Origin of the sequence: Blattabacterium cuenoti (genome assembly GCF_014251995.1) — a bacterium.
Taxonomy (GTDB): Bacteria; Bacteroidota; Bacteroidia; order Flavobacteriales; family Blattabacteriaceae; genus Blattabacterium; species Blattabacterium cuenoti_AE.
Genome location: NZ_CP059205.1, coordinates 206,940 through 231,772, shown reverse-complemented (window position 1 = coordinate 231,772; position 24,833 = coordinate 206,940). Strand labels below are relative to the sequence as shown.

The following is a 24,833-nucleotide window of genomic DNA, read 5'->3' as shown; positions in this document are numbered from 1 at the left end:
AAGTTAAACTATATAGAATTTTGTGTGTACTGATTATATTCTTCTAAAGACATTAATTTATCATACTCTTCAATGAATAAAATTTCTATTTTTATCATCCAATTTTTTTCATAAGAATAATTATTAATAATTTCTGGTTTAGAGATTAGTTTTTCATTTATTTTAATAATAATCCCTGAAACAGGCATAAATAAATCGGAAACGGTTTTCACTGCTTCTATTGTTCCAAAAACAGCTTCTTTCTGAATTTTCTTTCCTATTATATTACTATCTATATCTAAGTAAACAATATCTCCTAATTCTTTCTGTGCAAAAGAAGTGATTCCAACATAAGCCATTTTACTTTTTTTATTTTGGACTTCAAACCCAACCCATTCATGATTTTTACTATACTTCAAATTATCTAGGCTCATAATAAAACTGATATTAATTACTTAATTTATTAATTTATTATATTACTTAAACTTAATTAATTAGTTTAATATATAATATTAATTTTTTTTCTGTATAGTTCTATTTTTTTCTTAATCATTAAAAAAATTTTGTAAAAAAAACGCATTTTTTTCATAAAAAATGATTCATTTTTTTTATCTTTTTTTTGCATCATAGATTCTAAGTATAAATTTATTTTTTCTTCTGTTCCATTAGGATTTTCCTCATCAAATTTCCATAACAAATATTTTTCTATTTGATTTATTAATAAATCTGCATAATTTAATGATGTAGCATAACCTGCTTGTTTAAGTCCTACAGCCCAAGATTGGTAATCATTTTTATGGAAATTAAATAATTTGGAATAACGTGGTTTTTGCAATAATTTTGAATGATCTTGAAAAGATTCTTTAACAGAACTATATTTTCTAAAACATTCTTTTGGAAGGTCATCATCATGATAGTAAACATCACCAATCCAACTTTTTCCACACTTTATTCCAAAGTGATTATTAGTAGCTTTAGACAATTGACTAGTTCCACTAGAAGATTCTACAATTCCTTGTCCTAATTTAATACTAGCTGGTATTCCAAATTTTTTCATTTCTTCAATAGCGAAAGGAGCATATTTTTTTACATATTCAATAACATTTTCCATTTCTTTTTCTTTTTTCATTTCTTTTAAATCTAAATTTTTTGATAGTAAAAAATATGGATTTATCAAAAACAATAACATGAAATAGAAATAATTTTTCATTATTTATTTTTTGTTTTTTGTTTGTTTATGTGGATAAAATTACATTTTTATTCTAAAAATTCAAAAATTAAAATTTTATTGCAATTTTAAGTAAAAATATATTATGAAAAATGTATTTTTTTCAAAAAAATCTTTCAATACGTAATTTTTTAAAATTCAAATCTAATTTTATTATCAATAGATTTTTAAGTTTAAAAAAACTGAAATATTGTAATTCAAAATTTTTCAATTTAAAGAATACAAGAAAAAATATTTTTTGTATTTTTTATTGTAACGTGTAACACATAATAATCTAAATTTTACATTTATTCCATATATACTGGATAATTAAAAATTTTATATATCTTTGCAATTTAAGGTAAATGTCATTTCTGAAATAAAGTAAATGGTATTAATTAATTGAGTAATAATTATTATAAATTTTATCTCAAAATATTTGCTAAGGCTTGTCTTTAGGACGGCCTTTTTTCATCATATTAAAATACCATAAACCATGTTTAAATTTAATTTTAGAACTATCCACAAAGAAATTTTATCTGATAGTACTACACCTATAGAATTATATTTAAAACTGAGAGATACTTTTCCAAATACAATGTTATTAGAATATTCTGACTATCAGAATAACAATAAGAATTACTATTCTATTCTTTGCATTAATCCAGTTTCTGAATTTATTCTGAACGAAAATAGATTGCAAATATTATATCCAAACTGTGTTTATAAACATATTTCTATATCCAACCAATTAGATGTAAAAATTCTTATTGAAGATTTTTTCAAAAAATTTGAGAATGATAATGATTTTAGTCCTTATTCTTCCTATTCCGGATTATATGGATACATTTCTTATGATAGCATTCAATACTTTGAAAATATTCAATTTTATGCTCCAATTAAAAAGATATATAATCTTCCCAAAATACGGTTTAGTTTTTATAGAAATTTGATTGTGTTCCATCATAATAAAAACAATATTCAATTAATTGAACATCGATTTGTTAATATTAAAAGAAAAACTAATATTAATAAGTTATTAAAACTTGTAAGAAAAAAGAACTTTTCCTTTTTTCCATTCAATCCTATAGGAGATCATTTTTCAAATGTAACAGATTTAGAATATAAAAAAATGGTTTCTAAAGGGATAAAAGCTTGTTTACGAGGTGATGTATTTCAAATAGTATTATCTCGTCAATATCAACAAAAATTTTTAGGAGATGAATTTAATGTATATCGTGCTTTACGTTTTATAAATCCTTCTCCATATCTTTTTTATTTTGACTATGGAAATTATAAATTATTTGGCGCTTCTCCGGAATCACAATTAATTATCAATAATCAAGTAGCTTATATTAATCCAATAGCAGGAACTATACGAAGATCAAAAAATGAGAAGAAAGATAAAAAATTATCTGAAAATCTTTCAAATAATCCTAAAGAAAATGCGGAACATATTATGTTAGTAGATTTAGCAAGAAATGATTTAAGTAAAAATTCTTATGACGTAAAAGTAGAAAAATTCAAAGAAATTCAGGTTTTTTCTCATGTACTTCATATGGTTTCTAAAGTATCAGGAAAACTGGAAAATAATACATCCGTTATAAAAGTATTTGGAGATACTTTTCCTGCAGGAACTTTATCAGGAGCTCCGAAATATAAAGCAATGGAATTGATAGATAAAATAGAAAATCAACATAGAGGAATATATGGTGGATCTATTGGATTTTTTGGATTAAATAATTCATGTATTAATACAGCCATAATTATCCGTTCTTTTATAAGTAAAAATAATAATCTTTTTTTTCAAGCCGGAGCAGGAGTTGTTTCTGATTCTAAAGAAAAAAAAGAATTAGAAGAAGTAAACAATAAACTTATGGCTTTATTTAAAGCTATAAATTTAGCTAAAAGTATATGATGTAATTTTATGAATAAAGAACAAATACTAATTTTAGATAATTATGATTCTTTTACTTATAATCTTGTTTATGTCGTAAAAAAATTAACAAAAACTTCCGTACGAGTATCCAGAAACAATGAAATAAAACTTTCTGAAATAGAACAATATAATAAAATTATTCTTTCTCCAGGTCCAGGAATTCCCGATGAAGCGAACATTTTGAAACCTTTGGTAAAAACTTTTGCTTCTACTAAAAACATTTTTGGAGTTTGTTTAGGTCAACAGGCTATAGGAGAAGTGTTTGGAGCTACTCTTCTAAATACAAAAAAAGTTTATCATGGAATATCTAGCTTTATTAAAATCATAGATCCAAAAGAAATTCTTTTTCATAAGTTACCTAAAAAAATTCAAGTTGGTCGTTATCATTCATGGATTATATCTCCGGATAACTTTCCTAAAGAACTCAAAATTACAGCTATTGGAGACAATGGAGAAATCATGGCTCTACGTCATAAATTTTATAATGTTCGAGGCGTACAATTTCACCCAGAATCTATTTTAACTCCATATGGAGAAAAAATTATAAGTAATTGGTTGAAAATAGAATAAAGATGAAAAGAATATTAGAAAATCTTTTTTTAGAAAAAACATTAACAAGAAAAGAAGCTAAAAATATTATTATAGAATTATCAAAAGGAAAAATTAACAAAACTCAAGCTATAGCTATAATAACTGTATATAACATGAGAAATCCTACTCTAGAAGAATTGATTGGATTTAGACAAGCTTTTATGGAATTATGTATAAAAATAAATTTTTCAGAATTTAATGCTATTGACATAGTAGGAACAGGTGGTGATAAAAAAAATACATTTAATATTTCAACTTTAGCATGTTTTATAGTAGCAGGAACTGGAGAAAAAGTAATTAAGCATGGAAGTTTTGGTTCATCATCAATAACTGGATCTTCTAATTTATTAAAAGGATTAGGATATCATTTTACAAATAATGAAGAAAAATTAAGAAATCAATTAGAAAAAGTTGGAATCTGTTACTTACACGCTCCTATGTTTCATCCAGTTTTAAACAGTTTTACTGAAGAAAGAAAAAGGTTAGGAATTAAAACTATTTTTAATATTTTAGGTCCAATTATAAATCCAGCTAATCCAAAAAATCAATTTTTAGGAGTAAATAACTTGGAAACTTCCAGAATATATTATTATATGTATCAAAATACAGATAATAACTATTCTATAGTTCATAGTTTAGATGGTTATGATGAAGTAACACTTACTAATGATACAAAATTTTATTCTTCAAGAGGTGAGCAATATTTTTCTGTTGAAAAATTATTAAGAATTTCAGGTAAATTTAAAAAAAAAATAAATCCTAATGAATTAAAAGGAGGAAAAAATACAGAAGAAAATATCCGTATCTTTATTAAGATTTTATCAGGAGAAGGAAGCTCAGTTCAAAACGAAGTTTCATTGATTAATGCTACATTTGCATTAAGCTTAATGAATAAAGATAGTCTTGAAAACAATTATGATAAAGCAAAACAATCTTTAAAAAGTGGAAAAGCAAAAAATATTCTTAAAAAATTATTGAGTTTATGAATCTTCTTGAAAGAATAGTTTTTTTCAAAAAAAAAGAAGTATATGAAAGAAAATTTTTAAATCCTGTAAATAAACTTGAAAAAACATTTTTCTTTGAAAGAAATCCTTTTTCATTAGTTAAAAAACTAAAGGAAAAAAAAAGTGGAATTATTTCAGAGTTTAAATTACGATCTCCATCTAAAGGAATTATAAATAAGTCATTATCATCAAAAATAATAGATAATCCAATTGTAATGGAAACAATAATAAAAGATTATGAATTATCAGGAGTAAGTGGAATATCTATACTTACAGATCAAAAATTTTTTTCTGGAAAAAATGAATTTATAAAAAAAGTACGTTCTTCAATATCTATTCCAATAATAAGAAAAGAATTTATCATAGATGAATATCAAATTTTAGAATCTAAAGCTATAGGAGCAGATGTTATTTTATTAATTGCTAATATTCTTACTAAAAATCAAATAAAAAATTTTTCTAGACTTGCAAAGAGTATTGGTTTAGAAATCATTTTAGAAATACATGATGAAGTTGAAACAGATAAAATAACTGAAAATTTAGATATCATAGGAATCAATAATCGAAACCTAAAAACTTTTAATTTAGATTTCAAAAATTGTTTAAAATTATCCAAAAAAATTCCTGAAGGATATACAAAAATTGCAGAAAGTGGAATTGATAATATTAATTATATTATTGAATTAAAAAAACAAGGATTTAAAGGTTTTTTAATAGGAGAATATTTTATGAAAAAGGAAAATCCTGGAAAAGCTTGCGAAATATTTGTGAAATCTTTATTATCATTTTCTTAAATGGAAAAAAAATTATTAAAAATAAAAATATGTGGAATGAAATTCCACATACAAAAAATTTCTGACTTGTATCCCGATTTTATGGGATTTATATTTTATCCTAAATCTCTTAGATTTGTTGGATATAATTTTTCTATACCCAAAAACATAATAGATAAAAAAATATTAAGGGTTGGAGTTTTTGTGAATGAATCAGAAGAAAATGTGCTGAGAATAAGTAAAAATAATGAATTAGATTTTATTCAATTACATGGAACAGAAAATTCTGTTTATTGTAAACAATTATTCAAAAAAAAATTAAGGATAATTAAATCTTTTAGAATAGATAATTTTTTCTCTTTTAAAAATACCATAGATTATATTCCTTTTTGTACTTATTTTTTATTTGATAGTAATACAATTAATTATGGGGGAAGTGGAAAAAAGTTTTGTTGGAAAAAACTTGAAGAGTATAATTTTAAAACTCCATTTTTTTTAAGTGGAGGAATTGGAATTAATGATTTTGAAAAAATTAAAAAATTCTTACATCCAAAAATATTTGGGATTGATCTAAACAGTAAATTTGAAATTTTTCCAGGAAGAAAAGATAATTTTTTACTTAATAAATTTATTAAAAAAATAAGAGAATCATGAAAAATAAATTTTTTGTCGATGATAATGGATATTATGGAGAATTCGGAGGTTCTTTTATTCCTGAAATGTTATATAACAATATAAAAGAATTACAGAAAAATTATAAAAATTTTATTAGAAGTGTTCAATTTCAAACATTATACAAAAAAATATTAAAAAATTATGTAGGTAGACCGACCCCTCTATTTTTTTGTAAAAAATATTCTAAAAAATATAAAACCAAAATTTTTTTTAAAAGAGAAGACTTAAATTATACAGGATCCCATAAAATTAATAATGCTATAGGTCAATCATTATTAGCAAAACAATTAAATAAAAAAACAATTATTGCAGAAACAGGTGCGGGACAACATGGAGTTGCTACAGCTACTGTTTGTGCATTAATGGATTTAAAATGTGTTATTTTCATGGGAGAAACAGATATAAATCGTCAATATACTAATGTTCTGAGAATGAAATCTCTTGGAGCTAAAGTTATTCCAGTCTGTAGTGGAGATAAGACATTAAAAGACGCAGTAAATGAAGCTATTCGTTACTGGATTAATCATCCAGAAAGTTATTATTTAATAGGATCTACAGTTGGTCCACATCCTTATCCTCAAATGGTTGCTGATATTCAATCTGTTATCAGTGAAGAAATTAAAATACAATTAAAAGAAATGTATGGATCTTGTTATCCTAATTATGTAATCGCTTGCATAGGAGGAGGTAGTAATGCTGCAGGATCTTTTTATCATTTCTTAGATAATGATTCTGTTAATCTTATAGCAGTAGAAGCTGCAGGACATGGAATAAAAACAAAAAAAACTGCCGCATCTATCCATTGTGGATCAAAAGGAATATTACATGGAAGTATGACTTTTTTATTGCAAAACGAAGATGGGCAAGTTATTCCTGCTTATTCTATATCTCCTGGATTAGACTATCCTGGAATAGGACCTATGTTTGCTAATCTTTTTATTAAAAAACGTGTTAAATTTTTATACTCTACAGATAAAGAAGCTTTAAGAGAAGGATATGAATTGATAAGATCTGAAGGAATTATTCCAGCTTTAGAAAGTGCTCATGCATTAGCTTCATTAAAAAAAATTTCTTTTAAAAAAGAAGATACTGTTGTTGTGATTTTATCAGGGAGAGGAGACAAGGATATTAATGTTTATGAAAAATTTTTAACAAAAAATCTATCTTACGATGAATAAAATAAATGATTTATTTAAAAGAAAGAATAGTAGAATATTATGCATTTATTTTACAGCTGGATTTCCAAAAATAAATAGTACAACAAAAATAATTAATACCTTACAAAATCTTCCTGTGGATTTAATAGAAGTAGGAATTCCTTATTCTGATCCTTTAGCAGATGGCACAGTCATTCAAAATAGTAATAAAATATCATTAAAAAATGGAATGAATCTTTCACTTTTATTTTCTCAAATAAAAGAATTAAAAAATAAAATGACGGTTCCTATTATTGTAATGGGATATTATAACCAACTTTACAAGTTTGGAGAAAAAAATTTCTTGGAAAATTGTAAAAAATCAGGAGTATCAGGATTAATTATTCCAGATCTTCCTGTTAACTTATTCATAAATAAATATCAAAATTTGTTTAAAAAATATTCATTATCAATGATATTCCTAGTTACTCCACAAACGGATTCTTCTAGAATCCTTTTTTTAAGTCAAATAACTAATGGATTTTTATATTTAGTCTCTTCTAATTCAACAACAGGAAAAATTGTCGATTTCTTTGGAAAAGAACAAATTTCTTTTTTTGAAAAAATTAAAAAATTACCTATAAGTACTCCGAAATTAATTGGTTTTGGAATAAAAGATAAGGAAACTTTTAATTTTTCATGTCAATATGCGAATGGAGGAATTATTGGAAGTTCTTTTATTCAATCATTAAATAAAAATAATTTAGAAGAAAGTATTAAAAAATACATAAAATCTATTGTAGATTAAATCTTTTTCCAAATAAAATAGTACCTAACCTTACAAGATTACTTCCATATTTTATTGCAATTTTATAATCTTGACTCATTCCCATAGAAAGTATATAATGGCCATATTTTTTCTTGTACTTTTTATATAAAGTATGTAAATACGAAAATTCATTATGTATTTTTAATAATTCTTTTTGAAAAGAAGCCATTCCCATTAATCCTACTATTTTAACATTATGCATTGAATTATAAGTTTCACTTTCTAATATTTTTTGAGACTCTTGATAATTCATTCCAGTCTTACTTTGTTCATTACAAATTTTTATTTGCAAAAGACAATTAACAATTTTATTATATTTAGAGGCAATATGATTTATTCTTTTAATTTGTTCTATTTTTTTAATACTATGAATTAAATGAATAAAAGGAATTATATATTTTAATTTATTATTTTGAATATTTCCTATCATATGCCAACGAATATCTTTCGGTAACGTTTCATATTTTTTAACCATTTCTTGAACATAATTTTCTCCGAAATCTCTATGTCCTAATTTATATAATTCTTCTATAGAAGAATTATCTTGATTTTTAGAAACTGCTACAATTTTTACATTTTTCGGAATCAATTTTTTTATATAAAAAAATCTTTTTTTTATCATGATGAAAATTTTCTTTCAAATTCTTTCATAACTTCAATCAAAAATTTAACACTCTTCAATGGAAGAGCGTTGTATATACTAGCTCTATAACCACCCAAGAATCTATGACCATCTAATCCTATAATATTTTCTTTTTTCCACATTTTATTAAATTCGTTTTTTAAATTCATATCTTTTAAAAAAAAGGATACATTCATATTAGAACGATCATCTTGATGTATTTTATTTTCAAAACAATTATTTTTATCAATTTCATTATACAATAACTTAGCTTTATACTCATTTTTTTTTTCTAAAACAGAAATACCTCCTTTTTTTTCTATCCATTCTAAAGTTAACATAGAAGTATAAATAGAAAAAACATTTGGAGTATTTAAAATACTTCCATTTTTAATATGAATTTTATAATTCATGTAAGAAGGAATTTTTCTTTTCATCTTTCCTAAGATATTTTTTTTAACTATAACAATAGTCATTCCAGCAGTACTGATATTTTTTTGAGCAGAAGCATAAATTAGACCAAACTGTTTAAAATCTAAATTTCTACTAAAAATATCAGAAGACATATCACAAACTATTGGAACAGATGTTTTAGGAAATATTTTCATTTGTGTTCCAATAATTGTATTGTTGGATGTACAATGAAAATAGTCTACATTATATGGAACTTCATAATTTTTTGATATGTATGTGTATTTTTTCTCTTTTCCAGAAAATAATATTTTAACCTTTCCAAATTTTTTTGCTTCTTTAATAGCATTATTAGCCCAAAATCCTGTATCCAAATAAGCTGCTACTTTTTTCATTAAATTATATGGTACCATTGAAAATTGTAATGTCGCTCCTCCTTGGAGAAACAAAATAGAATAATCGTCATTTAAATTCATCACACGTTTCACTAAATAAGTAGTTTTTTCAATTATTTCTAAAAAATCTATACTTCTATGAGAAATTTCAAGTAAAGATAATCCGGAATTATTGAAATCAATTATAGATTGAACTGATTTTCTAATAACTTCTTTTGGTAACACAGAAGGACCTGCATTGAAATTATGTACTTTCATAAATAGAATAACTAATTCTTTCCAAAATTAAAAAAAATACTAATTGGAATTATTAAGACTGGTTATGTAATTATATTTTTATTCCTAGTATTTTTTTTGTTTTTTCTGATATTTTAAATCTATTATCTAAACGATCTTTTATGACTAAAATGATATTTCCATCTCCATTGACTAATAACCATGTTTGTTCCTTTTCTAAAATAGAAAATTTTTTATCTTTATAATGTTTGCTTAATTTTTTTTTCCCATTCATGTTTAATGGGAAAAAAAAATCTCCATTTCTCCAAGTTCTTAATAATAATGGAAATATTATTTTATTAAAATCAACAAGAAACATTTTTTTTGCATCTTTTTTGTTAGGATTCAAAAAAAAACTTATACCAAATGGTAAGGAAGTTTGATCAATATTTTTGATGTCATAAATAAAAAATGATTTATTTTTATTTTCTAATAAAAATTTGTTATAAATTAAAATACAATCATTTCTATTTTTAATAATCTGATACTTTTTTGATAAAAGGTGTTTTCCTGATTGTGCATTAATTATATATTTTAAATTATCAACATTATTAAATCCATATGGAGAAAATAATTTAAATAAATAAAAAGATAAAGGATGTAACTTTTTTATTTTATCACATTTCATTTTCCATAAAAATGGATTTTCTTTTTTTATTATTGTAATTTCATGACATATTTTTTTTATTTTTTCTTCCAATAAATAATTTTCATCACAAAGGTGATTTATAGTTTTTTTAAATCCTTTATAGAATAAAGATGAAAAAGAAGAAAATTTAGATAAAAAAAAACGTATTTCATTTCTTAAATATTTAGTTTCTTTATTACTTTTGTCGGGTCTCCATTTTATATTTTTTGTTTTAGCGTAATGCATAATCTCTTTTTTTGTAAAATTAGAAAGAGGACGTAAAAATATTCCATTTTTTTCAGGAATCCCCAATAATCCTTTAATTCCGGTTCCTCTGCAAATATTTATGAAAAAAGTTTCTATAGAATCATTAAGATGATGTCCTAAAATAATATATTTATAAAAATTTTTTTTTGATAATTCAAAAAACCAATCATATCTAAGTTTTCTAGCAGCCATTTGAATAGATAATTTCTTTTTTTTAGAAAATTTTAAAGTGTCAAATTGTTTAATATGACATATGATATTTTTTTCTACACAAAAATTTTTCACAAAAAATTCATCTTTATAAGATTCTTCATTTCTTAATAAAAAATTACAATGAGCTGCTTCTAACTCAATAGAAGAAAAAACTTTAGAAAAACTAAGTAATAAATTAATTAAGACCATACTATCTAACCCTCCACTTAGAGCAACACATATCTTTGCTTTTTCATGCAGTAGAAAATGTTTTTTAAGTGTAAGAAAAAAATGATTACATGTTATCATTTTTTACAAAATTTATAATTTCTTTAGCTATATCATTTTTAGATTTTCCATTTATATTAATATTTTTATAAGATTTTTCATAAAAAAAAATTCTTTGTGATAAATGTTTCATGATAAACTGAAACAATTCATTTTTAGATAAATGGGCAATTAAAGGTCTCTTATTTTTTTCTAAGAACAATCTTTTGAATAAAGTATGACTATTTGCTTTTAAATAAAATGTCATTGAATACTTATTCAATAAATAAATATTATTATAAAAACAGGGAGTCCCTCCTCCAATAGATAAAATATACTGATCTTTATTTTTCAATAGATTTTCTAAAATAAGACGTTCTATATTCCTGAAGTAGAGTTCTCCTTTTTCCTTAAAAATGTTAAAAATGGAATTTTTTTCTTTTTTAACAATAATAAAATCTAAATCATAAAAATTCAAATTCATTTTTTCAGAAACTATTTTTCCTATAGTAGTTTTTCCACAACCCATATATCCTATCAAAGTGATTTTCATAAAAAAAAATTTTTTACGTATATATATAGTATATTTGATATTATGATTATTATGATATAAAGATTTTTTATAAAAAGACCTGGTAGCTCAGCTGGTAGAGCATTACACTTTTAATGTAAGGGTCCTGGGTTCGAATCCCAGTCAGGTCATTATAAATATATATTTTGAAATGTTATTTTTTATTAAATTAACCAATATTATTAATCAATCTCTAATACAGCAGGACAATGATCGGAAAATGTAACGTTTGGAAGTAAATAAGCATTTTTCATTTTTTTTTTTAAAGAAGAACTAACCATAATATAATCGATTCTCCAACCTTTATTATTTATTTTAGAATTATATCGATAACTCCACCAACTATAATTATGTGCTTCTCTAACGTAGTTTCTAAAACTATCTATAAATCCTAAATTTATAAAACAAGTCATCCATTTTCTCTCTTCTGGTAAGAATCCAGAAATTTTTTGATGTTTAACAGGGTCATAAATATCTATTTCATGATGACAAATATTATAATCTCCACAAATAATAAGATGGTTTAATTTTTTAAAAATTTTTTTTACGTATAAAAAAAATTTATTCATAAATAAAAATTTAAAATTTAATCTTTTTTCCATATTATTACCTGATGGTAAATAAAGATTAATTATTGATAAATTTTTTAAATCAATACGTAAAACTCTTCCTTCTTGATCAATAGAATTAAATCCTATTCCATATTCTACAAAAAGAGGTTTCCTCTTACATAGAATTCCTACACCACTATATCCTTTTCTTTTTGAAGAAAACCAATAATGATTATATCCTAGTTTATCTAGATGACTAGTATTTATTTGTTCTGGAAAAGCTTTTATTTCTTGCAAACATAAAATGTCAGGATTTTTTTTTTCAATCCAATCAAATAATCCTTTATTGATTCCAGATCTAATTCCATTTATATTATAACTAATAATTTTCATATTTTTTTAATTATGTTTTAATTATGTTGGTATTGTATTATTTAACATTGTAAAATATAAAATATTCAAAATAGTTTTTATATTTGTCGTAATGCATTAATTTAATCTTAATCTACAATGATAAAAGCTTACAAAAGTAAGCTTTTATCATTTTTTCCCTATAATGTTCTTATGGATAAACTGAAAATAGCTATTCAAAAGTCAGGTCGTCTTTATGAAGACTCTATAAAATTACTGAAAGATTGCAGTATTGAAGTTAATATTGGTATAGATAAATTGAAAACAACGGCTCTTAATTTTCCATTAGAAATTCTCTTTTTAAGAGATGATGATATCCCTCAATATTTAGAAGATGGAGTTGCTGATATCGGAATTATAGGAAAAAATGTTCTTTTGGAAAAGAGAAAAAAAATAAAAATTAAAGAAACTTTAGGATTTGGAAAATGTAGACTTTCTATAGCAGTTCCTAAATCTCTAGTTTATAATGATATAAAAGATTTAAATGGAAAAAGAATTGCAACAAGTTATCCTTTCCTAGTTAAGGAATTTTTCGAAAAAAGATATATCAATGCAGAAATTCATGAAATTTCTGGAGCAGTAGAAATCGCACCTGGAATAGGATTAGCTGATTGTATTTGCGATTTAGTTAGTAGTGGATCTACGCTATTTATGAATGGATTAAAAGAGGTAGAAACAGTTCTTCAATCTGAAGCAATTTTAGCCTCCCATTTATATTTAGGAATGCCCCAAAATTTAATTATGGATAAATTATTATTTAGAATTAGAGCTGTTAAAAAAGCAAAAAATAATAAATATATTCTATTAAATGTTCCTAATAATCGATTAAAAAAAATAATATCTTATCTTCCAGGAGTTAAAAGTACAGTTATTCTTCCTTTAGCTAATTCAGAATGGAGTTCTGTTCATTCAGTTGTTAACGAAAATAATTTTTGGGGAATTATAGAAAATTTAAAAGCGCTTGGAGTTCAAGATATATTGGTATTGCCAATAGAAAAAATTATACTATAAAAATTAAATAATTAAATATGGATAATATGATTCAAGTGTATATTCACCCAACATATAAAACATGTCAATCTTTTTTAAAAAGAACGTCCTATAAAGAGGATTCTAAATTAACAGATTCAATTTTCTCTATTATTAATGATGTAAAAAACTTTGGAAATGAAGCTGTAAGAAAATACACTAGAATATATGACCATGTTGATATAGATATTAAAAATATTCAAGTAACAGAAAAAGATTTCCAAAAAGCAAACACCAAAATTTCAAACGAATTAAAAAAATCCATAGAAATTGCATATAAGAATATAGAATGTTTTCATCGGAATCAAATTCATAAAGAATCAAAAATAGAAGTAATAAAAGGTGTTTCTTGTTGGAGAAAATCTATTCCGATAGAAAAAATCGGATTTTACATTCCTGGAGGATCTTCTCCTTTATTATCTACTGTATTGATGTTGGGAATACCTGGAAAATTAGCAGGATGCAAAAATATTATTTTATGTAGTCCTCCTAATAAAAATGGTGATATTCATCCATCTATTTTATATACTGCTAAATATATTGGGATATCACGTATTTATAAAATAGGAGGAGTTCAAGCTATCGCTGCTATGGCTTATGGAACAGACAGTATTCCTTCAGTGTATAAAATATTTGGACCTGGAAACTCTTATGTAACAATAGCTAAACAAATTGTATCCCAAAAAGGAATTGTATCTATAGACATGCCTGCTGGACCATCAGAAATTGTTATTATGGCTGATGATCAAGCTAATCCAGAATATGTTGCTTCCGATTTATTATCTCAATCTGAGCATGATCCAGAAAGTTATATTCTATTAGTTACAATAGATAATAAATCTTGGATAAGATCTGTAAAAAAAGAATTGAAAAAACAGTTTTTCCATATAAATGAAAAGAAAAATATTGTTAAAAAATCTTTAAAAAAAAGTAAAATAATTGTTTTATCATCTTTAAAAGAATGTATGAATTTAATAAACCAAATAGCTCCAGAACATTTAATTATCAATTGTCATAATTTATCCTATTGGAGTAAAAAAGTAATTAATGCTGGATCTGTGTTTCTGGGAAATTATTCTCCAGTTAGTGTTGGAGACTATGCTTCTGGAACAAATCATGTATTACCTACATATGGTTATGCTAAATCCTATAGTGGACTATCTATAGATAGTTTTATTAAAAAAGTAACTTTTCAAAAAATATCTAGAAAAGGATTACAAAATTTATCAGAATGTGTAAATATATTATCCTCTGAGGAAGGTTTAATAGCACATAAAAAATCTGTTAATATTCGATTAAATAAATGAACTATAAATCTATGAATGCTCATAATAATCGTTATAATAATGAAAAAAAAAAACGTTCTAACTTTGATTTAAACTCTTTAATAAGAAAAAATATTTTAAATATAGATCCTTATCTTTCCGCAAGAGGAGAACATAATAAAGATAAAGATTCTATTTTTTTAGATGCTAATGAAAATTCTTTTGGATCTCCTTTATCTTTTTTAAATTCTTATAATAGATATCCAGATCCTTTTCAAAAGGAATTGAAAAAAAAAATATCTGATTTAAAAAATATTTCGATATCAAAAATTTTCTTAGGAAATGGTAGCGACGAAATTATTGATTTAATTTACAGAATTTTTTCTCGTCCAGAAGTGGATCATGCTATTATTTTTCCTCCTACCTATGGAATGTATGAAGTAAGTGGAAAAACTCATGGAATAGATATAATTAAAATTCTTCTTACAGAAAAGTATCAATTGAATTTAAGAAAAATAGAAAATTCAATGAATGATAAATATAGTAAGATTATATTTATTTGTTCTCCAAATAATCCTACAGGAAATGATATAAAAAGAAAAGATATTAAATTTATTATAAAAAAATTTTCAGGAATTGTTGTTCTAGATGAAGCTTATATTGATTTTTCAAGTCAGAAATCCTTTTCAGATGAAATTGAAGATTTTCCAAATCTAATTATTTTACAAACACTGTCTAAATCTTGGGGATTAGCGGGATTAAGAATTGGAATAGCTATTGCTTCTGAAGAAATTATTAAATGGATGAATAAAATAAAACATCCATATAATATCAGCCTTAATTCTCAAAAAATAGCTATTAAAGCTCTTGAAAATAAAGATTTATTTTTTTATCATTTAAAAAATATTCTTTTAGAGAGAAAATATATGGAAGAATCATTAAAAAAAATTCCTATTGTAAAAAAAGTATATCCTAGTTCCGCTAATTTTTTGTTAATAAAAACAAAAACTAATATTTCATCATACAACCTATACCAATATTTAATGAAACAAAAAATTCTTGTTAGAGATCGTTCAAAAATTGTTTTATGCAATAATTGTTTAAGAATCACAATAGGAACCCATAAAGAAAATAAATATTTAATAAATAAAATTAACAAGTATCCTCAATTCAATCAAAAATAAAATACAATAATGAAAAAAGTATTATTCATTGATAGAGACGGAACTATAATACGAGAAATTCCTCCTACATATCAAATTGATACTATTGAAAAAATTTTTTTTTATCCAAAAGTAATATTCTATTTATCAAAAATAGTACAAGAGTTGAATTACAATTTAGTGATGGTTACCAACCAAGATGGTTTAGGTACAGATGCATTTCCTGAAAAAAAATTTTGGCCTATTCATAATCATATTTTAAATATTTTAAAAACAGAGGGAATTAACTTTTCTTCTGTTCATATAGATAAAACTTTTCCAGAAGAAAAAACTTCTACTAGAAAACCTGGAATAGGAATGTTAATTCCTTATTTAAAATCGGATTTATACAATATTTCTGAATCTTTTGTTATAGGGGATCGTTTAACTGATGTTCTTCTTGCTAAGAATATGGGATGTAAATCCATATGGATTAAAGAGAACAACAATTTTAAAAAGTTGACAAAAGAAGAAAATGATTATTTTATTACTTTAAAAAGTAAAGATTTGAAAGAAGTCATATCTTTAAAAACAAATAAATGGGAAAGAATTTATGATTATTTATCATCTTTACCTAATAAAAAATTAGTACATAGTCGTACTACTTTAGAAACAAAAGTTAAAATATCCATTTTTTTAAATGGAAAAGGACGGTCCAATATAAAAACAGGATTAGGATTTTTTGATCATCTTTTACAACAAATAGCATTTCACAGTTCTATAGATTTAAATATTCAAACAAAGGGAGACCTTTATATAGATGAACATCATACTATAGAAGATACTGGAATTGCTTTAGGTGAAATTTTTTCCCAATTATTAGAAAATAAAAAAGGAATAGAAAGATATGGATTTTATTTAATTCCTATGGATGATAGTTTATCTACAGTTGCATTAGATCTTGGAGGAAGAAGTCAATTAATTTGGAAAGTAAAATTTTTTAGAGAAAAAATAGGAAAAGTTCCTACGGAGATGTTTTATCATTTTTTCAAATCTTTTTCCCTATCTGCAAAATGCAATTTATATATTCATTCTAAAGGAAAAAATGAACATCATAAAATAGAATCTATTTTTAAGTGTTTTGCAAAATCTATTAAAATGGCGATGAAAAAAAATTATTCTAATAATAGAATACCTAGTTCTAAAGGTTTATTGTAGAGATAAAATTTTGAGTGAAAAATTATGAAGACAATTATTATAAAATATCCTGCTGGAAATGTTCAATCAGTTCTTTTTTCTTTGGAAAGAATAGGAATAAAAGCGAAAGTAACGGATTCTAAAGAATCTATTAAAAATGCGGAAAAAATTATTTTACCAGGAGTAGGAGAAGCTCATTTTGCTATGAAGTATTTAAAAGAAAGAAAATTAGATATACTTTTGTCCGAATTAGAGCAACCAGTGTTAGGAATATGTTTGGGAATGCAATTATTATGTAAACACTCAGAAGAAAGTGATACTACATGTATAGGAATTTTTGATTTATTGGTAAAAAAATTTCAATCGAAAGATAAAAAAAATAAGATTCCTCAAATAGGTTGGAATAATATCCATAATTTGAAGGGACCATTATTTAAAAATATTCCAGATGGAAGTTATCAATATTTTGTTCATAGTTATTACGCCCCTTTGGGGCAATACACAACTGCAAAAACAGAATATATACTTTCTTATAGTGCGGCTTTACAAAAGAAAAATTTTTATGCTGTTCAGTTTCATCCAGAAAAATCTTCTTATGTAGGACATAAAATATTAGAAAACTTTATAAAATTAAATGATTAGTAATGAGTAATGATATTATAATAGCCATAGATTTAATTGATGGAAAATGCGTTCGTTTAACGAGAGGTGATTTTAAAGAAAAAAAAATTTATAATAATGATCCATTAGAAGTCGCCTTTTTATTAGAGAATAATGGAATATCTAGGCTTCATTTAGTAGATTTAGATGGAGCAAGAAAAGGGAAAGTAGTACATTGGAAAATTTTAGAGAAAATAGCTAAACGAACTAATCTAGTTATAGATTTTGGGGGAGGTATTCATACTAAAGATGATGTTCGTTCTGTATTTGAAAGTGGAGGACATATAGCAACTGTAGGAAGTATTGCTGTTAAAAAACCAATTTTTTTAAAAGAATTGGTTCATATTTATGGAAAAGAAAAAATTTTATTAGGAGTGGATGTTAAAGATAATAAAATTGCGACTAACGGATGGACCCAATTTTTTGATATTCCATTTTTTGATTTTTTAGAAGAAAAAAAAAATCATGGGATAAAAAAAATTTTTTGTACAGATATATCTAAAGATGGAGTTTTAAATGGACCTTCTTTTTCTTTATATAAAGAAACTATTCAATATTTTCCAAGTATTGAATTTATAGCAAGTGGAGGAATTAGAAATATAGAAGATGTAGATAAGTTGTTTAAATTAGGTTGCAGGGGGGTTATCATTGGAAAAGCAATATATGAAAATAAAATATCATTATCAGAACTTAGTAATTGGATATTAAAAAAAAAGAATAATAACAATAATTAAATATGTTAACCAAACGTATTATTCCTTGTTTAGATATAAAAAATGGAAGAACAGTAAAAGGTATTAATTTTAAAAATCTAAAAGATGCTGGAGATCCAATTAAATTAGTTTGTTGGTATACGAAGCAAGGAGCGGATGAATTAATATTTTTAGATATTACAGCTACCAATGAAAAACGTAAAACATTAATTAGTTTGGTAAAAAGTATTTCTAGTCATATTAATATCCCTTTTACAGTTGGAGGTGGTATTCAAAAAGAAAAAGATGTTGAGCTATTATTAAATGCAGGTGCAGATAAAATATCTATTAACACTGCAGCTGTTAAAAAACCTAATCTTTTAGAAAGGTTATCAAAAAGATTTGGAAGTCAATGTATTGTATTAGCTATTGACACTAAATACGAAAATAATGAATGGTGGGTATATTTGAATGGAGGAAGAATCTCTACAAACATTAAAACTTTAGATTGGGCTAGAGAAGCTTCCAGTAGAGGAGTGGGAGAAATACTATTAACTTCAATGAATCATGATGGAACAAAAAGTGGATTTGCTTTAGATATTACTAGAAATATATCAGAAAATGTTTCTATTCCAGTTATTGCTTCTGGAGGTGCTGGAAAATTAGAAGATTTCTATAAAATTTTCCAAATTGGAAAGGCAGACGCAGCGTTAGCTGCAAGTATATTTCATTATAGGGAAATAGAAATTCCAAAATTGAAAAATTATTTAAACAATTTTCATATTCCAATGAGAAAATAAATATTAAGTATTAACGAATGAATGTAACGAATGTTTGGAAAACATAATATAATTATAATATTGAATTGTTAATGAAAAAAGAATGTTCTCTAGAAAAATCAGGAATCAATTTTTTAAGGAAAAAATTGATTCCTGCAATTATTCAAGATGAAAAAACAGGTAAAGTTTTAATGTTAGGCTATATGAATAAAGAAGCTTATCAGAAAAGTATTTCTGAAAAAAAAGTGACCTTTTATAGTAGATCCAAAAAAAGATTGTGGACTAAAGGTGAAATTAGTAATAATTATCTTTTTATTAAAAAAGTTTTAATAGATTGTGATAAAGATACTTTATTAATTAAAGTAGATCCAGTGGGTTCTGTTTGTCATACTGGATCAGATACTTGTTGGAAAGAAATTAATAGAAAAAATTTTTTATTCTTTTTAGAAGAAATAATTTTTGATAGAAAAATCCAAAAAAAAGAAAATTCTTATATATATCAATTATCAAAAAAAGGAATTAATAAAATATCTCAAAAATTAGGAGAAGAAGCTGTAGAATTAATTATAGAATCCAAAGATAATAATAAAAATTTATTTTTAAACGAATCTGCAGACTTACTTTTTCATTATCTTATTCTTTTACAAGAAAAAGGTTTTTTTATACGAGATGTTATTAAAATCCTAAAAAATAGACATATAACAATTTAATAAGTTGATTTTTAAATTAAGGAATATTTAGCATTTTATGAACTTGGAGCGATATTCTCCATTTTGGATTTTTTTTTATATATGAAATTATTTTTGGGAAAATTTTGGAGAAATTATTCCATTCAGGTTGTAAAAATAGAAAACATCTAGTTTTTTTAACATAAATAGATTGTTCTTCTGCAAAAAGAAAGTCTTTTTCATCGGAAATTACAATTTTTAATTCATTTATTTTTTTATAGTTTTCTTTTAAAGGAGGTTTTATTTTTTTTGGAGAAACGGTAATCCAATCTATATATTTTTTATCTATTGGATAAACTCCTGATGTTTCTATATGAGTATGATAACCTCTTTCTTTAAGAGTTTTTATTAAAGGATTTAAATTCCACATCATAGGTTCTCCTCCAGTAATGACAATATTTTTTACTGAAGAATCATTAATATCGTTAACGATTTTATTAATTGAAATAAAATCATTTTTTTTTATTTTCCAACTTTCTTTTGTGTCACACCAATTACATTTTACATTACAGCCTTCAAAACGAATAAAATATGCAGACATTCCATGATAAAAACCTTCTCCTTGAATAGAATAAAAAGATTCCTTTATAGGAAAATTAATTTCTTTAGTTTTCATTATTATTTAATGCAGCTATTAAAGTATTTTTTAATAACATAACTCTAGTCATAGGTCCGACTCCACCTGGAACAGGTGTTAAGTAAGATGCTTTTCCATAAACACTATGAAAATCAACATCTCCTAATATTTTATTTTCATCAATTTTACTAGTATTTATTCCTACATCTATAATAACTGATCCTTTTTTTATCATTTTTCCTTTAATAAATTTTGGAATTCCAACTGAAACTATGATTATGTCAGCGTTTTTTGTATAATTCTCTATATTAGGAGTATAACTATGAGTCAATGTAACTGTACTATTTCCAAAATTCATTTTTCTGCCCATTAGAATACTAATAGGAAATCCTACTATTCTACTTCTTCCAATTACTACGGTGTGTTTTCCAGAAATTTCAATTCTATTTCTTTCTAGAAGAGTTAATATTCCTAATGCAGTTGCAGGAAAAAATGATTTCATATTTAAAGACATTTTACCAAAATTTTCAGGATGAAATCCGTCTACATCTTTTTTTGGATTTATAGATAAAATTATTTTATCTTGATTGATATGTTTTTCAAGAGGCAACTGGACAATAAAACCATCTATTAATGGATTATTATTCATATTATGAATTTCTTTTAATAATCTATCTTCTAAACATTTTTCCGGTAAATGAACTAAAGAAGATTTTATCCCAATATTTTTGCATTCTTTAAGTTTATTATTTACATATCTTATGCTAGATTTATTAGTTCCTGTTAATATAATTCCAAGATGTGGAACTTTTCTATTTTTTTTTATAAAATTTTTCTCTATCTCGTTAGAAATTTCTTTTCTAATTTCTGTTGCTAATTGATTTCCATTTAATAACTTAGTCATATTTTAATTTCTATTTCTTTTGTTAATTGAAGGAATTCTTTTGCAGAAAGTTCTTCAGCTCTTTTATTCAAAAATGGTATTTTATAAAAATTGGGATTATGATTAAATAACTGTAAAGAATTTTTTAATTTCTTTCTTCTTTGATTAAAAGCTGTTTTTACACATTTAAATAATAAATTTTTGTTACAGGAAATAATATCTTTTTTTTTTCTTAAAATAAGAACTGCTGACTGTACATTTGGTACAGGAGTAAAAACTTTATTAGTAACAGTAAAAAGATATTTTATATCATAAAATGCTTGCATTAAAACTGATAAAATTCCGTAATTTTTTTCTTTTTTATTAGAAATAATTCGTTTTACAACTTCTTTTTGAAACATTCCAACACATTCTATTATGTGTTGATTATATTTTAATATATGAAACAATATTTTAGAAGAAATGCTATAAGGAAAATTGCCAATAATTGCGAACTTATGCAAGTTAAGTTCTTTTGGATTCCATTCTAAAAAATTTTTGTGAATAATTTTTTTATTAGAAATGGAGAATTTATTTTTCAAATAAAAAATTAATTCTTTGTCAATTTCTATTAAAAAAGTTTGATTGTGGCGATTTAATAGATATTGAGTTAACATTCCTAATCCAGGACCTATTTCTACTACTGTGGTATAGTCTTGAAAAGAAAGATTTTTTACAATTTTCTTAGCTACATTTTTATCTTTTAAGAAATATTGATCAAATTTTTTACAATCTTTAAAAAAAAACTTACACATTTTGTATGCAAATATAGAAAATTTTATTTGTATCTTGTATTATAAAAATTATTGCAATAATAAATATTTTACATTTTTTTATGCTTAGAACTTCTTTCATAAGAAAAAATAAAGAAAAAGTTTTGTTGGGGTTAAAAAAAAGAAATTTTGAGGAAATAAATCTTATAGATGAGATATTAATTTTAGATAAAAAAAAAAAAATAGTTCAAAAAGTATTGAACAAAATTTTAGAAAAAGAAAATAATCTTTCTAAAAAGATTGGTGAACTTATAAGTTATGATAGAAATGATAATAGAAATGATAGAAAAGTTTCTGCAGAAATAGAATTCTTAAAAGAAAGATCTATCCTTTTAAAAGGAGAAAAAAAAAATGTTAATGATAAATTAAAAAAAGTTACTCTTCTTTTAGAAGAAAAGTTAAAAAAAGTTCCTAATATTCCTGATGAGAAAGTAAAAAATAAATCTGAAAAAAATGATATTCTTTTTCAAGATGGAAATATTGATTGTAATATTAAAAATCCTCTTCCACATTGGGAACTATCCAAAAAATTTTCTTTATTTGATTCAAATTTGGGAACAAAAATCTGCGGAACAGGTTTTTCAGTTTTTATAGGAAAAGGTGCAAAATTACAAAGAAGTTTAATTCAATATTTTTTAGATAAAAATATACAAGCTTCCTACAAGGAATATAGTTTACCTTATTTAATAAATGAAAAATCTGGATATTATACAGGACAAATTCCGGATAAAGAAGATCAAATGTATTTTATAGAAAAAGATAATCTTTATTTAATTCCTACAGGGGAAATTCCTATTATGAATTGTTACAGAGATAAAATTTTTACATATAAAGATTTGCCTATTAGGGCGACGACTTATACTTCTTGTTTTCGAAGAGAAGCTGGTTCTTATGGATCAAAAGTGAGAGGATTAAATAGATTACATCAGTTTGAAAAAGTAGAAATTATTCAAATTTCTTCACGGAATTCATCTCCATTTTTGGATGAAATGATTTTACATGTCAAAAATATTTTAAAATCTTTAAATTTACCTTTTCGTATTATTCGTTTAAATGGATCTGATCTTGGATTTTCTTCTTCTATAACTTATGATTTTGAAGTTTATTCTATGGCACAAAAAAAATGGTTAGAAGTTAGTTCTGTTTCTAATTGCTCTGATTTTCAATCAAATAGATTAAATTTGAGGTATAGAGAAATTACAGGTGATGTGAAGTTTTGTCATACTCTTAATGGAAGTTCTTTATCTTTGCCAAGAATAATGGCTGCTTTATTAGAAAATAATCAAACTGAAGATAAGATTAATATTCCTAGAGTTTTAGTTCCTTATACTGAATTTGATCATATTAATTGAATAATCTTTATTTTTTATATTTTTTTTATATGAAAGTGATTGATCATATACTTCAGGCAAAAAAAACTTTATTTTCCTTTGAAATTTTGCCTCCTTTAAGAGGACATGATATCAAAGATATTTTTTCTACATTGGATCCTTTAATGGAATTTAATCCACCATTCATTGATGTAACCTATCACAGAGAAGAATTTATTTATGTAGAAAAAGATAATGGATTACTGCAAAGAAAAAAAATTTCAAGACGTCCAGGTACTGTAGGAATTTGTGCTGCTATTATGAATAAGTATGGAGTGGATGCAGTTCCACATCTTATTTGTGGAGGTTTTAATAAACAAATGACAGAAAATGCTTTAATAGACCTAAATTTTCTAGGAATAGATAATGTATTAGTTCTTAGGGGAGATCCTTTAAAATCTGAAAGTAATTTTTTTCCAAAAAAAGATGGACATCAGTATGCAGTAGACCTTGTTAAGCAGATTAAAGATTTGAATAGAGGAAAATATCTTGATAAAACTTTTATTGAACAACAAGAATTTCCATTATTTGATTTTTGTATTGGGGTAGCAGGATATCCTGAAAAACATTTAGAAGCTCCAAACATTGAAAGTGATTTATTTTTTTTAAAAAAAAAAGTGGAAAATGGTGCTGATTATATTGTGACTCAAATGTTTTTTGACAATAAAAAATATTTTTCTTTTGTTAAAAAATGTAGATCAGAAGGAATTTCCATTCCGATTATACCTGGAATAAAACCTATTTCTTCAAAAAAACAATTAAACAGTTTACCTTCTCGTTTTTATTTAAATATCCCTAATGAATTAGTGAAAGAGATTGAAAAAGCAAAAGATAAAAAAATTGTATCCGATATTGGAATTGATTGGGCAATCCATCAATCTAAAGAATTGAAGGATTCTGGAATAGAAATTATTCATTATTATACTATGGACAAACCAAAGGCTATAACGAAGATTGTTCAGGCTGTTTACTAAT

At 24.2% G+C, this 24,833-nt stretch carries 27 protein-coding genes and 1 tRNA gene; 18 read left to right on the top strand and 10 right to left on the bottom strand.

Going from position 1 to position 24,833, the window contains the following annotated elements:
• Positions 1 to 8: 8 nt before the first annotated feature.
• Positions 9 to 413 carry a glycine cleavage system protein GcvH gene (gcvH, locus tag H0H51_RS01085; protein WP_185877024.1) on the bottom strand — a complete coding sequence of 135 codons (405 nt, stop codon included), beginning with the start codon at positions 411 to 413 and terminating at the stop codon, positions 9 to 11.
• A 65-nt stretch (positions 414 to 478) separates the two neighbouring features.
• Entirely contained in the window at positions 479 to 1,168 is a 690-nt protein-coding gene (locus H0H51_RS01080) for a glycoside hydrolase family 73 protein (RefSeq protein ID WP_238784235.1), read from the bottom strand.
• A gap of 514 nt (positions 1,169 to 1,682) precedes the next feature.
• Here H0H51_RS01080 and H0H51_RS01075 point away from each other — a divergent pair.
• The 7 genes from H0H51_RS01075 to trpA are packed head-to-tail and all read left to right on the top strand — an operon-like array spanning position 1,683 to position 8,112.
• Positions 1,683 to 3,104, top strand: a complete 1,422-nt coding sequence (locus tag H0H51_RS01075; protein ID WP_185877022.1) for an anthranilate synthase component I family protein — start codon at positions 1,683 to 1,685, stop codon at positions 3,102 to 3,104.
• Between the two features lie 9 nt (positions 3,105 to 3,113).
• Positions 3,114 to 3,695, top strand: a complete 582-nt coding sequence (locus H0H51_RS01070) for an anthranilate synthase component II (RefSeq protein ID WP_185877021.1) — start codon at positions 3,114 to 3,116, stop codon at positions 3,693 to 3,695.
• A gap of 2 nt (positions 3,696 to 3,697) precedes the next feature.
• Positions 3,698 to 4,702, top strand: a complete 1,005-nt coding sequence (trpD, locus tag H0H51_RS01065) for an anthranilate phosphoribosyltransferase (RefSeq protein ID WP_185877020.1) — start codon at positions 3,698 to 3,700, stop codon at positions 4,700 to 4,702.
• On the top strand, positions 4,699 to 5,514 hold the full coding sequence (locus tag H0H51_RS01060) for an indole-3-glycerol phosphate synthase TrpC (protein ID WP_185877019.1): 816 nt from the start codon (positions 4,699 to 4,701) through the stop codon (positions 5,512 to 5,514). The genes trpD and H0H51_RS01060 overlap by 4 nt, the downstream gene beginning before the upstream one ends.
• On the top strand, positions 5,515 to 6,147 hold the full coding sequence (gene trpF, locus H0H51_RS03035) for a phosphoribosylanthranilate isomerase (protein ID WP_185877018.1): 633 nt from the start codon (positions 5,515 to 5,517) through the stop codon (positions 6,145 to 6,147).
• Positions 6,144 to 7,346, top strand: a complete 1,203-nt coding sequence (gene trpB, locus H0H51_RS01050; protein WP_185877017.1) for a tryptophan synthase subunit beta — start codon at positions 6,144 to 6,146, stop codon at positions 7,344 to 7,346. Before trpF ends, trpB begins: the two co-directional genes overlap by 4 nt.
• Positions 7,339 to 8,112 (top strand): tryptophan synthase subunit alpha, encoded by a 774-nt coding sequence (gene trpA, locus H0H51_RS01045; RefSeq protein WP_185877016.1) that lies wholly within the window; start codon positions 7,339 to 7,341, stop codon positions 8,110 to 8,112. Before trpB ends, trpA begins: the two co-directional genes overlap by 8 nt.
• On the opposite strand, the gene H0H51_RS01040 is transcribed toward trpA, so the two are convergent.
• The 4 genes from H0H51_RS01040 to H0H51_RS01025 all read right to left on the bottom strand — a co-directional run bounded on the left by H0H51_RS01040 (position 8,099) and on the right by H0H51_RS01025 (position 11,744).
• Positions 8,099 to 8,755 carry a YggS family pyridoxal phosphate-dependent enzyme gene (locus H0H51_RS01040; protein ID WP_185877015.1) on the bottom strand — a complete coding sequence of 219 codons (657 nt, stop codon included), beginning with the start codon at positions 8,753 to 8,755 and terminating at the stop codon, positions 8,099 to 8,101. The two genes, trpA and H0H51_RS01040, sit on opposite strands and share 14 nt — an antisense overlap.
• Entirely contained in the window at positions 8,752 to 9,819 is a 1,068-nt protein-coding gene (gene serC, locus H0H51_RS01035) for a 3-phosphoserine/phosphohydroxythreonine transaminase (RefSeq protein ID WP_185877014.1), read from the bottom strand. Before serC ends, H0H51_RS01040 begins: the two co-directional genes overlap by 4 nt.
• A gap of 70 nt (positions 9,820 to 9,889) precedes the next feature.
• Positions 9,890 to 11,233 carry a tRNA lysidine(34) synthetase TilS gene (tilS, locus tag H0H51_RS01030; RefSeq protein ID WP_185877013.1) on the bottom strand — a complete coding sequence of 448 codons (1,344 nt, stop codon included), beginning with the start codon at positions 11,231 to 11,233 and terminating at the stop codon, positions 9,890 to 9,892.
• Positions 11,220 to 11,744, bottom strand: a complete 525-nt coding sequence (locus H0H51_RS01025; protein ID WP_185877012.1) for a shikimate kinase — start codon at positions 11,742 to 11,744, stop codon at positions 11,220 to 11,222. Before H0H51_RS01025 ends, tilS begins: the two co-directional genes overlap by 14 nt.
• Positions 11,745 to 11,820: 76 nt before the next feature.
• On the opposite strand from H0H51_RS01025, the gene H0H51_RS01020 reads away from it, so the two are divergent.
• Positions 11,821 to 11,893: transfer RNA gene (locus H0H51_RS01020), tRNA-Lys, on the top strand.
• 51 nt (positions 11,894 to 11,944) lie between these two features.
• Here H0H51_RS01020 and H0H51_RS01015 read toward each other — a convergent pair.
• Positions 11,945 to 12,706, bottom strand: coding sequence for an exodeoxyribonuclease III (locus H0H51_RS01015; protein ID WP_185877011.1), 762 nt, complete (start codon positions 12,704 to 12,706; stop codon positions 11,945 to 11,947).
• Between the two features lie 171 nt (positions 12,707 to 12,877).
• On the opposite strand from H0H51_RS01015, the gene hisG reads away from it, so the two are divergent.
• The 8 genes from hisG to hisIE all read left to right on the top strand — a co-directional run bounded on the left by hisG (position 12,878) and on the right by hisIE (position 20,198).
• Positions 12,878 to 13,735 carry an ATP phosphoribosyltransferase gene (hisG, locus tag H0H51_RS01010; protein ID WP_185877108.1) on the top strand — a complete coding sequence of 286 codons (858 nt, stop codon included), beginning with the start codon at positions 12,878 to 12,880 and terminating at the stop codon, positions 13,733 to 13,735.
• 17 nt (positions 13,736 to 13,752) lie between these two features.
• Positions 13,753 to 15,060 (top strand): histidinol dehydrogenase, encoded by a 1,308-nt coding sequence (gene hisD, locus H0H51_RS01005; protein WP_185877010.1) that lies wholly within the window; start codon positions 13,753 to 13,755, stop codon positions 15,058 to 15,060.
• 11 nt (positions 15,061 to 15,071) lie between these two features.
• Complete coding sequence (hisC, locus tag H0H51_RS01000) at positions 15,072 to 16,202, top strand: histidinol-phosphate transaminase (RefSeq protein ID WP_185877009.1); 1,131 nt, start codon at positions 15,072 to 15,074, stop codon at positions 16,200 to 16,202.
• 9 nt (positions 16,203 to 16,211) lie between these two features.
• Positions 16,212 to 17,378: a bifunctional histidinol-phosphatase/imidazoleglycerol-phosphate dehydratase HisB gene (gene hisB, locus H0H51_RS00995; RefSeq protein WP_185877008.1), complete on the top strand. Its 1,167-nt coding sequence runs from the start codon at positions 16,212 to 16,214 to the stop codon at positions 17,376 to 17,378.
• Between the two features lie 24 nt (positions 17,379 to 17,402).
• Positions 17,403 to 17,999: an imidazole glycerol phosphate synthase subunit HisH gene (gene hisH, locus H0H51_RS00990; RefSeq protein ID WP_185877007.1), complete on the top strand. Its 597-nt coding sequence runs from the start codon at positions 17,403 to 17,405 to the stop codon at positions 17,997 to 17,999.
• A 2-nt stretch (positions 18,000 to 18,001) separates the two neighbouring features.
• Positions 18,002 to 18,751: a 1-(5-phosphoribosyl)-5-[(5-phosphoribosylamino)methylideneamino]imidazole-4-carboxamide isomerase gene (gene hisA, locus H0H51_RS00985; protein WP_185877006.1), complete on the top strand. Its 750-nt coding sequence runs from the start codon at positions 18,002 to 18,004 to the stop codon at positions 18,749 to 18,751.
• Between the two features lie 2 nt (positions 18,752 to 18,753).
• The gene (gene hisF / locus H0H51_RS00980) at positions 18,754 to 19,509 is read left to right on the top strand and encodes an imidazole glycerol phosphate synthase subunit HisF (RefSeq protein ID WP_185877005.1); all 756 of its coding nucleotides are present in this window, start codon (positions 18,754 to 18,756) and stop codon (positions 19,507 to 19,509) included.
• A 71-nt stretch (positions 19,510 to 19,580) separates the two neighbouring features.
• On the top strand, positions 19,581 to 20,198 hold the full coding sequence (hisIE, locus tag H0H51_RS00975; RefSeq protein ID WP_185877004.1) for a bifunctional phosphoribosyl-AMP cyclohydrolase/phosphoribosyl-ATP diphosphatase HisIE: 618 nt from the start codon (positions 19,581 to 19,583) through the stop codon (positions 20,196 to 20,198).
• Between the two features lie 16 nt (positions 20,199 to 20,214).
• Here hisIE and H0H51_RS00970 read toward each other — a convergent pair whose 3' ends face one another.
• The 3 genes from H0H51_RS00970 to rsmA are packed head-to-tail and all read right to left on the bottom strand — an operon-like array spanning position 20,215 to position 22,470.
• Positions 20,215 to 20,832, bottom strand: a complete 618-nt coding sequence (locus H0H51_RS00970; protein WP_185877003.1) for a 7-carboxy-7-deazaguanine synthase QueE — start codon at positions 20,830 to 20,832, stop codon at positions 20,215 to 20,217.
• The gene (locus H0H51_RS00965) at positions 20,822 to 21,697 is read right to left on the bottom strand and encodes a bifunctional 5,10-methylenetetrahydrofolate dehydrogenase/5,10-methenyltetrahydrofolate cyclohydrolase (RefSeq protein WP_185877002.1); all 876 of its coding nucleotides are present in this window, start codon (positions 21,695 to 21,697) and stop codon (positions 20,822 to 20,824) included. The genes H0H51_RS00970 and H0H51_RS00965 overlap by 11 nt, the downstream gene beginning before the upstream one ends.
• Positions 21,694 to 22,470: a 16S rRNA (adenine(1518)-N(6)/adenine(1519)-N(6))-dimethyltransferase RsmA gene (gene rsmA, locus H0H51_RS00960; protein WP_185877001.1), complete on the bottom strand. Its 777-nt coding sequence runs from the start codon at positions 22,468 to 22,470 to the stop codon at positions 21,694 to 21,696. Before rsmA ends, H0H51_RS00965 begins: the two co-directional genes overlap by 4 nt.
• 80 nt (positions 22,471 to 22,550) lie before the next feature.
• Here rsmA and serS point away from each other — a divergent pair, with 80 nt between their 5' ends.
• Both serS and metF read left to right on the top strand, forming a co-directional pair.
• Positions 22,551 to 23,840, top strand: a complete 1,290-nt coding sequence (gene serS, locus H0H51_RS00955) for a serine--tRNA ligase (RefSeq protein WP_185877000.1) — start codon at positions 22,551 to 22,553, stop codon at positions 23,838 to 23,840.
• 29 nt (positions 23,841 to 23,869) lie between these two features.
• The gene (metF, locus tag H0H51_RS00950; protein WP_185876999.1) at positions 23,870 to 24,832 is read left to right on the top strand and encodes a methylenetetrahydrofolate reductase [NAD(P)H]; all 963 of its coding nucleotides are present in this window, start codon (positions 23,870 to 23,872) and stop codon (positions 24,830 to 24,832) included.
• Position 24,833 lies beyond the last annotated feature (1 nt).